This window comes from Paenibacillus sp. JGP012, from assembly GCF_014203995.1.
Taxonomy (GTDB): domain Bacteria; phylum Bacillota; class Bacilli; order Paenibacillales; family Paenibacillaceae; genus Paenibacillus; species Paenibacillus silvae.
Map to the genome: position 1 here is coordinate 25484 of NZ_JACHKG010000022.1, position 15784 is coordinate 41267.

At 48.2% G+C, this 15784-nt stretch carries 13 protein-coding genes; 5 read left to right on the forward strand and 8 right to left on the reverse strand.

The genetic code is table 11. The features are described from left to right. Positions 1-32 precede the first annotated feature (32 nt). Genes HNR77_RS22015 through HNR77_RS22025 form a run of 3 tightly spaced genes read right to left on the reverse strand, consistent with a single transcriptional unit; the run spans position 33 to position 3791 of the window. Positions 33-1196 carry a Ger(x)C family spore germination protein gene (locus HNR77_RS22015; protein WP_184189202.1) on the reverse strand — a complete coding sequence of 388 codons (1164 nt, stop codon included), beginning with the start codon at positions 1194-1196 and terminating at the stop codon, positions 33-35. Next, a complete protein-coding gene (locus HNR77_RS22020; protein WP_184189205.1) occupies positions 1193-2698 on the reverse strand; it encodes a spore germination protein in 1506 nt (501 codons plus the stop codon). The genes HNR77_RS22015 and HNR77_RS22020 overlap by 4 nt, the downstream gene beginning before the upstream one ends. Then, on the reverse strand, positions 2655-3791 hold the full coding sequence (locus HNR77_RS22025; protein WP_184189208.1) for a GerAB/ArcD/ProY family transporter: 1137 nt from the start codon (positions 3789-3791) through the stop codon (positions 2655-2657). Before HNR77_RS22025 ends, HNR77_RS22020 begins: the two co-directional genes overlap by 44 nt. A 645-nt stretch (positions 3792-4436) precedes the next feature. On the opposite strand from HNR77_RS22025, the gene HNR77_RS22030 reads away from it, so the two are divergent. After that, complete coding sequence (locus HNR77_RS22030) at positions 4437-5330, forward strand: NAD(P)-dependent oxidoreductase (RefSeq protein ID WP_184189211.1); 894 nt, start codon at positions 4437-4439, stop codon at positions 5328-5330. A gap of 313 nt (positions 5331-5643) precedes the next feature. Next, the gene (locus HNR77_RS22035; protein ID WP_184189214.1) at positions 5644-6390 is read left to right on the forward strand and encodes a nuclease-related domain-containing protein; all 747 of its coding nucleotides are present in this window, start codon (positions 5644-5646) and stop codon (positions 6388-6390) included. A gap of 119 nt (positions 6391-6509) precedes the next feature. Here the strand turns inward: HNR77_RS22035 and HNR77_RS22040 are convergent, their stop codons facing one another. The 4 genes from HNR77_RS22040 to HNR77_RS22055 are packed head-to-tail and all read right to left on the reverse strand — an operon-like array spanning position 6510 to position 9466. Then, positions 6510-7178: a DUF2642 domain-containing protein gene (locus HNR77_RS22040; RefSeq protein WP_184189217.1), complete on the reverse strand. Its 669-nt coding sequence runs from the start codon at positions 7176-7178 to the stop codon at positions 6510-6512. 13 nt (positions 7179-7191) lie between these two features. Then, entirely contained in the window at positions 7192-8553 is a 1362-nt protein-coding gene (locus HNR77_RS22045) for an arsenic transporter (protein ID WP_184189220.1), read from the reverse strand. Continuing rightward, on the reverse strand, positions 8554-8691 hold the full coding sequence (locus HNR77_RS22050) for a hypothetical protein (RefSeq protein ID WP_184189223.1): 138 nt from the start codon (positions 8689-8691) through the stop codon (positions 8554-8556). Positions 8692-8743: 52 nt separating this feature from the next. After that, entirely contained in the window at positions 8744-9466 is a 723-nt protein-coding gene (locus tag HNR77_RS22055; protein WP_184189225.1) for an LSm family protein, read from the reverse strand. Positions 9467-9808: 342 nt separating this feature from the next. On the opposite strand from HNR77_RS22055, the gene HNR77_RS22060 reads away from it, so the two are divergent. The 3 genes from HNR77_RS22060 (at position 9809) to HNR77_RS22070 (ending at position 14922) form a co-directional block, all read left to right on the forward strand. After that, on the forward strand, positions 9809-10861 hold the full coding sequence (locus HNR77_RS22060; protein WP_260410767.1) for a CotH kinase family protein: 1053 nt from the start codon (positions 9809-9811) through the stop codon (positions 10859-10861). Between the two features lie 268 nt (positions 10862-11129). Then, on the forward strand, positions 11130-13100 hold the full coding sequence (locus HNR77_RS22065) for an ABC transporter ATP-binding protein (protein WP_184189230.1): 1971 nt from the start codon (positions 11130-11132) through the stop codon (positions 13098-13100). Then, on the forward strand, positions 13081-14922 hold the full coding sequence (locus tag HNR77_RS22070; protein WP_184189233.1) for an ABC transporter ATP-binding protein: 1842 nt from the start codon (positions 13081-13083) through the stop codon (positions 14920-14922). Before HNR77_RS22065 ends, HNR77_RS22070 begins: the two co-directional genes overlap by 20 nt. A 574-nt stretch (positions 14923-15496) precedes the next feature. Here the strand turns inward: HNR77_RS22070 and HNR77_RS22075 are convergent. Beyond that, complete coding sequence (locus HNR77_RS22075) at positions 15497-15667, reverse strand: hypothetical protein (RefSeq protein WP_184189236.1); 171 nt, start codon at positions 15665-15667, stop codon at positions 15497-15499. Positions 15668-15784 lie beyond the last annotated feature (117 nt).

The following is a 15784-nucleotide window of genomic DNA, read 5'->3' on the forward strand; positions in this document are numbered from 1 at the left end:
TGCACCGGGAAAGGGCTTTGCATCTTTATTTGTCACACTTTCCGTTTATAGCGGCCTGTATATGGGATCGTGAGGTGAACGTTTAACTCTTCAATGGAATCCTCGGTGAGAATCAAGTTTTCCCCATCACCGCTCAGCTTGTTCCACAGCTTCGGGTTTTTGCGGTACAAGTGCTCCTGCAAACCATACACATCCACCCCTCGCTTCAAACCGTTACGGTATGTTTCCATGATCTGCTTTTTGATTGTTTCCTCGCTAACCCGGGTCATTTCATCATAAGACATAGGCACAAGGTATTCATACAAGGCAGTCAGGTATTTGGCATCTATTTTGAACGTAACCTTTTCTCCCCGTATAATCGGCTTGATCTTGATTGTAGGCAACCCTACACTGAGTGCCCCATAGATGACATCATCTTTTTGAATAAGCAAAGGGGCTCGGCGCATACCTTTGACCAGCCAGTGATAACCAGGCAGCTGACTTTTAGGCAGGAACTCGAATTTCTCACCCATCCGCTCGAAAAAGGCGCCTTCAATCAGGAACAGCTCATGTTTCTTTTTGTTCTGGAGCCACAGATCTTTATTCAAGGAAATGGCAGGCAGATACGTTGTCGTTGCCGGATCATTGTGTGTTGCAATTAGCTCGAAGCTGAGTACAGGTTTAAACAAGGAATTTTCCAGATAGCTGGGTAGCGGGTTATGCAGCACACTGTCCAGCGGTGACAGATTGTAGATGGACGCGGTGCTGAGAATGTCCAACAGAGAATCTTTGGTCCCGTACACCCAAGTTGTGTAACGTGCTTCCGGGAAACGACCCATCATATCAAATACGTCCTTAATATGCTTGTTGTTCAGCACACTCTCAGCCAACACGATGGCGGTGACATGCCCCCATGCGATGTGAAGCTGTGAGGCACGCCACAATTCATTCATGGCAAGGCTCATCGTTGGGCCTTCAGCATGGCCTACCCAGATTGGCGGAGCTTGGGACGTTTTGCTGGAATTATCACTTTTTGCCACACTGGAGAAGTCGAGTGTTTGTACATAGAGGTGATACATGCCGTCCTTGTATTCAACACCGATGGCTTTGGCGTAATCGACCTGCTGAATTTCGTAAGAGCTCCAGCATCCGGTTGTCATGAGGCAAAGAGACAGGCTCAGCATTGTCAGCAGGCAGCGTGCAAGGAATCGGCTCATTTTCTTTTACCCTGCTTGCTCGGCTTCTGTGTCTCCAGATAGACAGGACGGCGTTTTCGGAGACTGGTTGGCATTTTGAACAGGGACACAAAGGCTTGCCTGATGTTAAGCGGTGATAAGGGGGTCAGATACGGGATGCCGAAGGATTTCAGATCTGTCAAATAGACCAGAAACAGAATCATGGACAGAATGAATCCGTAGATTCCTAGTGTAGCTCCAAGGATAAAGCACAGGAAACGCAGAATCAGGATCGAACTGATCATAACCTGATTGACAATGGTTGCACCGGCTACAATTGTCAAGGCAATGACAACAATCATCAGCGGCGAAACCATGCCTGCCCGGATGGCGGAGTCACCAATAATCAGACCGCCCACAACAGTCAGTGTCTGACCGATGGCACTTGGCAAACGAACCCCGGCCTCACGGAATAATTCCATAAGCAGCATGATCAGAAACATTTCCACACCGGACTCCATCGGCAGCCCCATTCGGCCTGCAGAGATCGTTGCCACAAGGGGGAAAGGAATCTGGTCCATATGAAAAGAGGTCAGTGCAATATAAAACCCTGGAAGAAACAGGGTGACAAACAGACCGATGAATCGCAGCATACGCCCCATATTAACCGATAGAAAAGGAAAGCTTGCATCCTCTGGGGATTTGAGCAGAAGAAACAGATTAACAGGCCCGATAATGGCGCTCGGGTTGCCATCGACAATGAGAATAAAGCGACCGTTCAGCAAGCATTCTGCTGCGAAATCAGGTCTTCCCGTGTAATGCGTTAATGGAAACAAAGTGATCTTGGCAGGAGATAATAACTCCTCCAGTTCGTTCGCTGTCATCAGACGCTCGGTCTGGATGGTGCGCAGACGATGCTTTACATCATCAATCAGCCCGGGGTTGGCTACATTTTTCATATACATCAACGCTACCTTGGTTGCAGACAATGAACCGATCAGTTCAATGTTACAAGCCAGATCGGCTGTTCGCAGCCGGGTGCGGATCAAGGCGACATTTACCGCCAAAGGTTCAATGAAGCCATCCCTTGCTCCGCGAATGGATACCTCGGTTGTAGATTCTTCTGGAGTTCGTGTTGGCATGTTGGAAATATCCATACTCCACATCGCTTGAAGCGAGGGGAGACCGATGAGAAGATGCCCTTCAAAAACACGAAGTGATATCAGGTCCGCGCCATATTGCGGGTCCTGTGTATCCACAATGTTCCATTCCAGACTGATATGCTTTTCTATATCGGACAAACGCATGAAACGAGTCAATTCATAGGTTCGTTTGAGTTCGGGCAGGATGATGTCATAGATCACCTGTGTATCCACCATACCGCTGCAGTAGGCCATTAGCAGCTTCGTTTGCCCATCTCCAAGGGTATGACTGTCGATAATGACATCATCTGACCCGGAGAAAAAGGTCTTCAGATGATGCTGTGTGATGCGGAAAACCTTATCCTCTGGATGGATTGGTGTCGTTCGTGGTGGAAGGGCCATGAGCAGGTTCCTCCTTGTCCTTTTTATGTAGTAGAGCAGCCAGTGTAAGCAAAATGGTGACGATGGAGACGTATGACAGCATGACAGGAAATTGAATGTGGTTCACATAATAATCGACATAATCAATGCGCCACCATTGAATGGCCAAAGCACACATCAGCAGTGTGACACAGAGGATGGCAATGTATCGTTTCCTGGGTCTGCGGAAGTTGAGCAGATCAACAATCAGGTACATGGAGATCGCCATACGAGCAAAAGCTCCGCTGAGCCACTGATAGATGGATAGAAAATCAACGTGTTGAAACAACTTTCCAATATTAACCAGCTTCCACTGTTCGAATGGACTATTACGTTGCTTGGCCGCCTCTTCTGGCCCAAATTCCACAATAGCGCCCATCGTGGGGCCGACAGCCATACTGATCATAAAGATGCCTAGAAGAAGAATATGCCACCAGCGAAACTTGCTCTTGATCTCATGCTGAAATAGCATCAGAATCCAGATTTCCATCAGCCCCGCCAAAGAGTAGATTGCACCCCGCAACACGGGAGTCCAGCCATGCTCCATCATAGGAAACAGTTGGCTATAGTCCTTGTATTTCATATTGGCAGACATCACAAAGTACCCGAGCACAATGACAAATGGTAACAGAATGCTGGAGGTCATCGCAATCGAGCGAATCCCTTTGGCAGCGGACCAGGCAGCAACCAAAGCACCGGCACCAGCGAGCACATAGGTTGGCGTAAAAGGAAGGTAAGTCGATACGGTCCAGTTGGTTGTTTCATATAACGCATGTGTTCCCAGCGAAAAAAGCAGCAGAGCTGCGGTAATGCGAAAAATCCAAGCAGTTACGTGACCAAATTCCCTTGCAATCCAGTCCGGAAGCCGCTGCCCGTGAATACGGCGCATAATGATAAACATCATAGCCAGAAAAAGCATAAATAGCGGTGCTGCTGCAAGCACAGACAGCCAACCATCACGACCTGCTGCATCCAGAATAGCCGGGATGGACAAGACATGGCAGACCAGCCCTGCGCTGAGTAAAATAATTGAAATGGATAACCAGATTGTAATCTGTCCTTTATCCTGCCCCATGCGAATCTCCCTTCCGCTTCACAACGTTTCCGTTAGGTTGTACAGTCTATGAGAAAATGATTCGCTTTTCAGTTTTTTTCACAGAAAACGCAGCCCGAGATAGACGGGCCGGGGAGAAAGCTATAACATATAACATATAGGATCGAGTAACGTTTGGACGAGCTGTGTAGTGCAGGATGATAGTGCAGGATGAAGAAAGAGTAGATATCAAGAGCTCAAACGGCTTAATAACCCGATTAAAGTTGGAGTACGAGGTTTCGGGTATTGGATGTGGTATGCAGCGTTCCCCACGAAGCCTATTTATTTTAACGATTCCAGATGAGCTTATTGGAGCAAAATAAGACCTTCAGAAATTGTAACGATTCCCAGAAACCTTATTTAGCTGAAAACACGCGAGGAATGCCCATTTTCACATCGAATTCTCCAAATAAGCTCTCCTGTGATCGTTAGAAAATAAAGCTGGGTGATATGGCCCAAATAGCGTTTCTGGAGATCGTTACAGGAATGCGAGAAGCGTTTTACCACCTGCGTCCATAGAAGTTGAAGTGAAATTGAAGTTGAAGTTTGAAGTTGAAAAGTTGGACTGAAGCTCATGGAATTATAGACGAGCACATATAACACTCAAGTACAGGGAGGAAACCTGCAATGACACAATCGGTAAAATCACCTGAAGAGACGAAAGTAGGCTTTATTGGAACTGGCGTTATGGGCAAAAGTATGGCCGGTCATATCCAGCGCGCAGGATATGCACTTCACGTATACACGCGTACAGCTGCCAAAGCAGAAGAACTGGTGAATGAAGGGGCTGTCTGGCACGAAACACCAGCTGCATTGGCAGAAGTGTGTGATGTAATTATTACAATGGTGGGTTATCCGAAAGATGTGGAAGAGATTTATCTCGGGGAACACGGGCTTGTGGCTCACGCGAAACCAGGCTCTTACCTGATTGACATGACCACCTCCAGTCCGCTGCTGGCTGCACGCATCTCGGAGGCAGCAGCAGCCAAGGGGCTGCATGCACTGGACGCGCCTGTATCCGGCGGCGATATCGGCGCACGGGACGGCAGGCTGTCCATTATGGTGGGTGGTGACGCGGAAGCTTTTGAAGCGGTGCGTCCGATTTTTGAGCAGATGGGCACCAATATTGTGCTTCAGGGCAAGCCAGGCGCCGGGCAGCATACCAAAATGTGCAACCAGATTGCCATCGCCTCTGGCATGCTGGGCGTATGCGAAGCACTCGCCTATGCCAAGACGTCGGGACTGGACGCGGACAATGTGCTGAAAAGTATTGCGACAGGCGCAGCTGGAAGCTGGTCTCTCAGCAACCTTGGTCCGCGCATGATCAAAGGCGATTATGAGCCTGGATTTTACGTGAAACATTTTATCAAAGACATGGGAATTGCTCTCGAATCAGCTCAAGCGATGGGCATGAAAACCCCTGGACTGGCTCTTGCTGAATCTCTGTATCAGGAAATATCGAAGAATGGCATGGACGAGAAAGGTACACAGGTGTTGTACACTTACTATCTCCAGGCTTAAATAAGGTGTGTACAACGTGAAGGCAGCAGCGGACTCTTTGGTGTAAGGCAAGGGGCTGCTGCTTTTTTCTTGGAATTGCAGACATGATTTTGGAGTGCAGCATGTGTCTAAAGTCGCAGATTAGGGTATTGGATATCATGTACGTTTAACATAACAATGAATTTGATCCAATGCCCTTTACTTTTGTTCGACTTTATCCGACATAAGGTATAGAAGTATGCTTGATCATAAGGTGCCTAACATCTTGCATGATGTGGGGTAGCGAAACATCTACATAATGAATATGCCACTCTAAATAGAACGGAGCTTGCCCATGTTCAAGAAAATCCTGTCTCTGTTCAAGACACGACCGGAGCTTGCGAGTCCACTTACAGATGCTGTCCCGTCTCCTGCTTCTGCTTTAACGCCAGCCGCGGGCATTCCCCCTCGTCTGACACGCAGTCGGCGCAAAAAGAAGAAGTCTGATCCCGAATGGATCAGCATACCGCAAGAGCCTTCCACAGCCGAGCTTCTGCTAGGTCTGCCTCGTGAGTATAAGGTGCTGAACGATCTGCTGGTGAGCAATCCCAAGTCGCGTTCAGGATATTCGCAAGTGGATCATGTCGTTGTTGGCCCGCGGTCGATCTTTGTGATCGAAACCCGGAATCTGACCACAGGAGAGATTCGCGGCGGCCGCCGGGAGGCCAATTGGACGGTCAGCAGCAGTCGAGTCAAAATGTACAATCCGCTCATGCAGCACCGTGCCCATGTGGAAGCTGTCCAGGCCCATCTTGGAGATTACAAGCGGGTTCGCGTGGTCTCCATGGTCACGTTTACGAACCGCTGCCGCATCAGCGTCGATCCGGCCGTAAGATATGTAAATTCGGATGAAATGGTGATTTATGACCATGAATTAGTGGAAACGATTCAGCGCAAAACCGAACGGCTGGAGTCCGAGCTGCCCGAGACCTTGTATAAAGAGCAGGACATTCAGGCGATCTGGGATATGCTGCATGCCGCGAATTCGACGGATCAACAGATTCGAGCCGAGCATATGGCTAAGGCCAAAGGGATTAAGTAGCGGGGCTCTGAGTCCAATTCAGAGTTTGGTCAGAGTCGGCAAAAGCAACATGAAACAGGGATATTCCAGAAGATACTGTCAATCTTCGGAATATCCCTGTTTTCGTCCTCCTTTAACCATTAGGGCAAATGAAGTGTTTGAACGTGACTCGTGTGCATAAACCGTGTGCAGCCTTCTGCATCAATGACTTCAATTAACTTGTCATTTACATTTTTCAGCAATCCTGTCTGCTCAGGTTTGTAATCCAGATTCAGGATGACGAGTTCCCCTACCATTTTTTGCAATTGCTGATCGAGTGTGCGAGAGAGGGAGATCGATGATGGTTGTATCGGGAAATGTTGATGATCCATCGCAAACGGTCTGCTGTTGGAGGGAGAGGGGATAATATATTTCAGATGGTGGATGGATACATAGACAGATTGGTGCAAAGGTGAATAGAAGATAAAATAGTCGTTCATGATGCTGGTAATATATCCGTGCAGCGTTCGTCGACCAATAGAGATTTCACTAAATTTTCCGCGAGCATTCATCAGTACTTTTCGGTACGAGATATTGTTATGGTCCATTTCAGGATCAGGTGCAGGCACGTTCATATTAGTTGTATTTTCTTCTGATCTGGTAAAATGCATCGTTTGAAGATGATGGAGCGGCACATAAATGTAACGCTGATTACCATACACAACCATGATATCCTCGCCTACATCAATGACCTCACCCTGAATAGGCAACTTGCAGCCGGACAGTTCAAACTCAATGGTTTTACCTAACCATATCATAGCAGGTTTCACAGTTTACCTCCTCTCAAAACAGCATAGCCACCCAAATATATAAGGAAAATAGGCTAATAATTAAACTGATGGGTATCACTATGAAGGTTACTTTCATATACTGTTTCCATGATACTCGAATATGGTGAGTCCGTAATATATACATCCAGATTAAGGTGGCAAGTGTGCCTATGGGTGTCAGTAATGCTCCGATGTCACTGCCTAGTATATTAGCAAGGTATGCTAGATGTAACTGGGTATCACTCAAATGAAGGTCAGTAACAGCGAATGTTCCGATCATGACCGAAGGCAGATTGTTGAACAAATTAGATAGCACCGTTAACAGTAGCCCGGATACAGCAATAAGACTGGCATTTCCTCTTTCTGCAATCGGACCTGTGAATTCGGTAATCCATGTTGTCATCCCGGCTCGGTGAAGACTGTCCACGATAATATAGATGCTGAAAGCAAAGAGAAGAATATGCCACGGCGTCTGTGTCACGACATCTTTCAGTCCGGATCGTGTGCGATACCACCGTACAGCGAGCATCATAACAACTCCGGTGATGGCGACAATCTCCATGTGTATACCGAATTGCTCAGCGAGAAAATATCCTGCCCGGATCAATACAACGATCCCGATACAGACACGGAACAACCACCAGTCTACATTGTTTTTGGAGTTATCGGATTCGGATTCTGTTGTCTGCAATGGATGATAACCTGATCCAGATGAATTTTGCATGGATACGGGGAATTGATGAATAACTTTGGGTATGCTTCTGCGAAAATAGTAGAGCAGCAGGAGAGTCATGGCGATAATCCCGAGCATGGATGGTACAAACATCATCTGAGTATAGGTGTTTAGGTTTAATCCCACCATCTTCAAAGCGATCAGGTTAGCCAGATTACTGAGTCCAATGGGAGCGCTGGAAGCTGTAGCGATGAGTGCACCGGAGATGAGGTAGGGCAGCTGCTGATGCATTTTCAGACGTAACATGGAACAGATTCGAATGATGATGGGGGTCGTGATCAGAATACTGCCGTCGTTGTTGAAGAAAATGGTCATGAGAAAACAGAGTAATAGAATCAGCCAGAACAATCGAAAGCCGGAGCCTCGTGCCTTTTCAATCATATTCACAGCAATCCAGCGAAAAAAGCCGATACTATCCAGAATAATGGACATGACAATGGTGGAGAGGATCGTAATCGCTGCCCCGGATACAATTTCGAAAATGCCCAGGATATGCCCCAAACTGCTTACACCAGTTAGAATAAGAAGCAGGGCGCCAAGCGAGGTGGGTATGGATTCATTTAATCCGCCAGGCCGCCACATCAGGAAAATAACAGTGATGATAAATACCCCGAAGGTTAACCACAACTGGTAATCAGGCATTTACTGTGATTCACCTCCCAGGGGGAGAAGTCCTTTAGAAGATTGAATCGGATGTTCATAAGTCGGAGTGGGCTTTCCTGGCATAATGAGCCAATAGAAAGGCACACCTGTCAAGACGATTGCAATAAAGATCAGCATGATCATTCCCCCCTTTAAACTGGTAGTAGCTTAGCTCCTCAGCATAGTCAAATTACCGTCTGCCTCCAGACTTATTTCCGCGAGATTGATTCCCCCGTGTTTTGTTTCCACCAGACTTGTTTCCACCAGACTTATTTCCGCGAGATTGATTGCCACGTGAATTGTTGTTCGATTTATTCCCTTGTGATTTATTCCCATAGGCTTGGTTACCTGTACTGCGATTCCCTTGGGAACGATTTCCCCCGGATTGCGTATTTTGTGTTTTGTTCCCCTGGCTTGTGTTTTTACTGTTGTTATTGTTATTGTTATTGTTATTGTTATTGCTGTTGCTGTTGTTGCTGTTGTTATTATTGTTGCTGCTTCCGCGAACCAGGGAGACGGATTTCACATGTTGTAAAGGAATACGAACGATCTCCTGGTTTTTCAAAGTCAAAATCAATTGACTCTGGTTGGCATCGGCCAGGATGCCTTCCACTTTTTCCGGACCTCCACGGTTGATCTGTACTTGACGGAAGCGAAGTGCCTGCATAACGCCAAGGAATGTGTTAGCTGGGATCGGATTCCCCATCGGTCCTCTGGCTCCACCGGAACGACCTGTGTCCGTAATGCTTTTGACATGAGAATCACTCACATACACGATACCTTCCTTGCAGCTCACAGCCATATAGTCCCAGCGTACATCCATTAATGTGCCTTGTACTGAATCAGGTCCCCCACGATTAATCTTGACTTCTCTTCCAACTAAACTTCTCATTCCATGACCATTCATAGACATTGTATTTTACCCCTTCCCGGATATAAGTTCAGATAGGCCGTTGACGGTTGTTATATGAATCCCTAACACTCGTCATTGGAGTCTGTCTGTAGTTTAATCATATGTGTCCGTAACATCTGAGGAACCAGCAGACAACTATTTTTATAGTAAATTGGCAGTAATCTATGAGAGAAATGGTAATTTATAGATTTATGTTGTGGTTTTTCAAGTGAGGTTATGATTTGATTTACATATGGTTCCGAAAATAGGCTGTACATTCGCCCTTACGGCCCGATGTATATGTGCATAGGATGATGTAATAGCCTACGGGCAATTTCAGGGGTTTTCGAAAGGCGGATGGAAATGGCTCTACCTGTCTACCACATCACGGTGTCCGATAACGAGTATCAACAGTTAACATCTAATATCTGGTCAGATACGTTTGTGAACGGTACGATGCAGATGCATGGCAAGCAGCTTCCCATTCGAATTCGATATCGGGGAGGGCATACACGCGGCTATGTCAAAAAGTCTTTTGAAATTCGAACGTCCAGCAGAACATTTCATTTCAATGCCGAGTATGATGATCCCTCATTGCTGCGCAATGCACTCTCGTTTCAATTCTTTGAATCGATTCGTGTACCAGCGCCTTCTACGCGCCACTGTGTATTGTATTTCAATGGTGAGCTCTTAGGGGTGTATGTGCGAATCGAAGGGGTAAAATCCTTTTTTTTTCGCCAAAGAAGAATGCCTGTTCGGAGTATTTTCTATGCCGTCAACGATAACGCCAGTTTTTCACTGTCACCGGGATCTTCAAATTCAGGAACCGACCTGCTGTCCGGATACTGTCTGATTCGGGGCAATATGGAGGATCGCCAAAGGCTGCGCAGGTTTATTCAACAATTAAATGGCAAGTCCAAAATGGATCTGTTTCGTTTTTTGCAATCCAGAGTGGATATTAACAACTATCTGCGCTGGTTGAGCGGGGCTGTGCTGACAGGCAACTTTGACGGGTTTCATCAAAACTATACATGGTACGAAAAAGAGAAAAGTAGAAAATACGGCATTCTGCCTTGGGACTATGAAGGGACCTGGGGGAGAAATTGTTACGGTGCAAAGGTAAATCCGAATTTGGTTCGTATTCAAGGGTATAACAAGCTAACAGGCCGGCTGCTGGCATTTCGCACATTCCGCGGGCAGTATAAGAAGCTGATGAAACAACATTTGGAGCGTGCCTTTACGGAGAAGAGAGTCATGCCGCTGGTATACCGATTGCACGATGAGATAAAGGAAGATGTGAGAAATGACCCTTATATGAAATGGCCGATGGACGTTTTTCTGAGTGAACCTGAGAAGATACGTACGTATGTGAAAGAACGCCGCGAGCATGTGAGCGCCGCGTTGAGACAGCTGTAAAAGGATGCCCAGGCAACGGGCGGCGCTGCCTTGGGTATTTTGTTTTGATTAAGCGAGCAGGTTTATATATAGCGGATTTCAGGCCTAACTTTAAGGTTAATACTAAGAATGAGAAGAACGTAACGATGTAAAGTGGGAAAAATGCGATATAATAGTCGTATAGGTTACGTGAAATTTTACATAGAGTTAAAGAAAGAGAATAACGGAGCTGATGGCAAGAACCTGGTGCAGGATCGCCTGAACGATGCTCCGGTCCGGAGGAATGGGAATGATCAAGCTGTTTGTTCACTTGAAAAAGTACCGGGTCGCCGCCATTGCAGCATTAGTCATGATGCTGATTGAATTAACTGTGGAGCTGGCCCAGCCGTATCTGATCTCCAAAATTATTGATAATGGTATCCAGCAGGGGGACCTGAACGTTGTGTGGATGTGGGGAGGCGTGCTGGTGGTAAGTGCGCTGATCGCTTTTGCCGCGGGCATTGCAAGTTCATTTTTTGCCTCTCATGCCAGTCTGGGGTTTGGATATGACCTGAGGGAGAAGCTGTATGAGAAGATGCAAACGTTTTCCTATGCGGTGTTTAACCGCTTTGCTACTTCGTCGCTTATTACCCGATTGACCGGGGATGTCACTCAGGTGCAGGATACGATCTTCATGAGCCTGCGCTTCATGACGCGAGTTCCGCTGGTGGTGATTGGCAGCATGATCATGGCGGTGGTGGTAAACCCGAGACTGGGATTGCTGCTGGTGGTTATGGTGCCTGTGCTGCTTGTCTTTGTTATCTGGATGATCAAAAAGGCAGCGCTGCTGTTCCGCAATGTGCAGCGCAGACTGGATGCCGTGAACGGTGTCATCCAGGAAAATCTGACAGGCATTCGGCTGATCCGTGTCTTTGTTCGGATGGGCCATGAGATTGAACGCTTTGCCGGCTTCAGCGGCAAGCTGATGAAGGGCACAATCTCCGCGCTGCGCCTGACGGAGACAACAATGCCGTTCATGCTGCTGATGATGAATGGCTGTATTATTGCCGTGTTATGGTTCGGGCGGGCGGACATCGCCTCGGGCTCAGCAACGGTCGGTGAAGTCGTTGCTGTTATCAATTATCTGCTGCGTACCATTGGAGCAATGTCGGCGTTATCGTGGATTCTGGTCACTTTTTCCCGGGCAAGTGCTTCAGCACAGCGTCTGAATGAAGTGTTCGAGACAGAAGATACGTCGGAGACGGAACGGACGGGACAAGGCAGCCTGGCAGGTCGGATTGCACAGATTAGTGAGGATGGCAAGAGTGATCAGACAGGGCAGGTTGTATGGATGGAAGAGCGCAGCAAGATTGGGAAGATGGGGCAGAGGGATCAAAGTGAAAGTGAAAAGGCCCAAATCGGTGTGTCTGAGAGAGGGGCAGTGCATGCAGAATCTACAAGTTCAATGCATCATTCAGGGAGCGCTGGTGTTTGCTCTACACGGGAAAAACAGAATTTTCGTGCTGTGCAAGGTGCGGTAGAGTTTAGCAAAGTGTGCTTCAGTTATCCGGGGAGCGAGATTAAAGTGCTTGAGGACATTTCTTTCTCAGCCAAAGCAGGGGCGCGAATTGCCATCATGGGCGCAACCGGTTCTGGAAAATCTTCTTTGGTGCAGCTGATCCCGCGGCTGTATACCGAAGAACAAGGGCAGGTGCGCATTGATGGCGCCGATGCGTCAACGCTGGATTTACCGACCCTGCGCGGCTCGATCGGGTACGTGCCTCAGGAGGTCATTTTGTTCACCGGCTCCGTACGGGAGAATATTGCCTGGGGACGTGAGGATGCTTCGATGGAGGAGATTGTAGAGGCTGCGAGGCGTGCGCAAATTCATGAGACGATTGAGCAGCTGCCGAATGGATATGATACGCTGCTGGGCCAAAGAGGGGTTAACCTTTCCGGCGGGCAGAAGCAGCGTCTCTCGATTGCAAGAGCTTTGGTGCGCCGTCCAAGCATTCTCATTCTGGATGACAGCACAAGCGCACTGGATGTAGCCACGGAAGGACGCTTGCTGGATGCGTTGGAGGAGCTTTCTTGTACGACGTTTATTATTACGCAGAAGATCAGCTCGACGGCTTCGGCCGACTTGATCCTGTTACTGGACGATGGCCGACTGATCGGACAGGGCAAACATGAAGATTTGATGGAGTCCTCGGAGCTTTATCGTCGAATTCATGAATCACAATACGGGGAGGGTGCGCAGTATGTTCAAAGCATTCATTGAGCCGTTCCGTCAGCCACGGCCTGCACTTGATCCCGAATCACTTCGTTCAGGCAGTGGGCGCAAGCCTAAGGCAAGAGCCAAAAACTGGTCAGGTACACTGGGGCGAATCTGGAGTTACCTTGCGCGCCGCAAGGTCAAGCTTTCGCTTGTGCTGCTCATGGTATTGGCGAGTTCGGGTCTGGCTTTGCTTGGTCCTTATATGGTCGGCGTGGCGGTGGATCAATTCATTGCCGGAGAAGCGACAAGCTCTAGCTGGATCACGTTTCTGCTGGGGCTGACAGCGGTGTATGTCCTCTTTTCGCTCACCTCCTGGCTGCAAAATATATGGATGATCGAGATTGCACAGGAAACAGTATTCCGTATGCGTTATGACTTGTTCTCCCATCTGCACAAATTGCCAATCCCGTTCTTTGGCAAACGTCAGCAGGGTGAGATTATGAGCCGTGTGACCAATGATATCGAGAATGTCAGCAGTACGCTGAACAGCTCGGCCATTCAGATTTTTTCGAGTGTATTAACCCTGCTTGGCACATTAGGCGTAATGCTGTGGCTTAGTCCGCTGCTGACCTTGCTTACCTTTATCGTTGTGCCTCTGATGGCCCTCGGCATGAGATGGATTACACGCCGAACAGGCCCGCTCTTCAAAGAGCGGCAGCGCAATCTGGGTGAACTCAACGGTTATATTGAGGAGACGTTATCCGGTCAGCGCATCATCAAGGCGTTTTCACAGGACGAGCGGGTTATTCGCGGCTTTGAAGAGCGGAATATGCGTATTCGCATTTCGGCCTTCTGGGCGCAGACCATATCCGGTTTTATCCCGAAACTGATGAATGGGCTCAACAATCTGAGCTTTGCGATTGTCGCGGGCATCGGTGGTATCTTGGCGATTCAGGGCTCTGTGACCGTGGGTGTCATTATCATCTTTGTAGAATATGCGCGTCAATTCACACGTCCGCTGAACGATCTGGCGAATCAGTGGAACACATTGTTGTCTGCGATTGCGGGTGCAGAGCGGGTATTCGAGGTGTTGGACGAGGATGAGGAAGCGAAGGATGAAGGGGCAGCGATTGCTTTGGATAAAATGGAGGGCAACGTCCGGTTCGACAACGTATCGTTCGGATACGATGAGGGTCGTGATATTCTGCGCGGCATTAGCTTCCAGGCAAAGCCCGGCGAGATGATTGCGCTGGTGGGGCCAACAGGAGCGGGGAAAACTACGCTGATTCAGCTGTTATCCCGTTTCTATGATCCGACAAGTGGAGCCATTACCGTGGATGGGCATCCGATGACGAGCATTCGTCGTGATAATCTGCGTTCGCACATGGCGTTTGTATTGCAGGATTCATTTTTATTTCAAGGAACGATTCGTGATAACATCCGGTTCGGACGTCTGGATGCCACCGATGAAGAGGTGGAGGCTGCTTCGAAGCTGGCAAATGCCCATTCCTTCATTATGCGAATGAAGGATGGCTACGACCGGGTACTGCAAGCGGATGGGAGCGGCATTAGCCAAGGGCAGAAGCAGCTGCTTGCGATTGCCCGGGCCATTCTGGCTGACCCGTCCATTCTGGTATTGGACGAGGCCACCAGCAGCATTGACACCGTGACCGAGATCAAAATTCAGGAAGGGCTGGAACGTTTGATGCAGGGGCGCACCAGCTTTGTCATTGCGCACAGGCTGAACACGATCCGCCAGGCTGATCGGATTCTGGTGCTGAAGGATGGACGGCTGCTGGAGCAGGGATCACATGACGAGCTGCTGAAGCAGGGCGGATTCTATAGTGAGCTGTACCACAGTCAGCTACGGAAGAAGGCACAGTAGGCTGTAGAAACGGAGCGGATTGGAGTGGAAGCGGAGAGCAGTGCACAGCAGGGAAGAGAAGTAAAGTAAAGTAAAGTAAAGTAAAGTAAAGTGAAGAAGAGAAGAGTTACGAGAAGTATAGGGGGAATTAGGTGAATGGCGCAGAGATCTAATTAAGTATAGCATCATGCACAGCGCCAAATACAAGATAGCCATCGCTGTGGCTAATCCTGTTCTCCTATGGCTGGTTCCGCTACTAACTTTGATTACATTGTTGAATTAAGTAGAACAAAGAGGACTTCTGCAAAGTCATTGGGATGACGGGAAGTCCTCTTTGATATGTTTACCCGATAAGTCACGCTAACCTGATGAAATTGGGGAGGGGAGGAAGTGTTTTTTTATGGTAGCTGAACTCTAACGATCCCAGGAAAGCTTATTTGGCTGTTTTTGCCCAAGTTTAAAATGTAACGATTCTGAGAGACGTTATTTAGTGAAATTCAGCTCATTTGGAGCTGAAATCGTCATTTCACGGAGGAATAAGGTCACTGGGAATCGTTAGAATTCAGAATGCTGGGAAATGACAAAAATAAGGTTTCTAGGAATCGTTAGAATTGGAGAGCCACAGTTTTCTGGATAACCCTGCGCCTGTCGGTCGAGCATGATCCACAGATGCGTAGATAACCCGGCGCCTGCTGGTCGAGCGATGCGTAGATAGCCCCGGCGCCTGCCGGTTGAGCATGATCGGCAGACGTGTATATAATTCCACGCCTGCCGATCCAGCATGTGCCGCGGTTTCCGGGATAACCTCGCGTCCCCACCTGTGCTAACCGTGCTTAATTCCACCACCTGATTCTACGTTTTGCCTACAACGATTCGCATCATT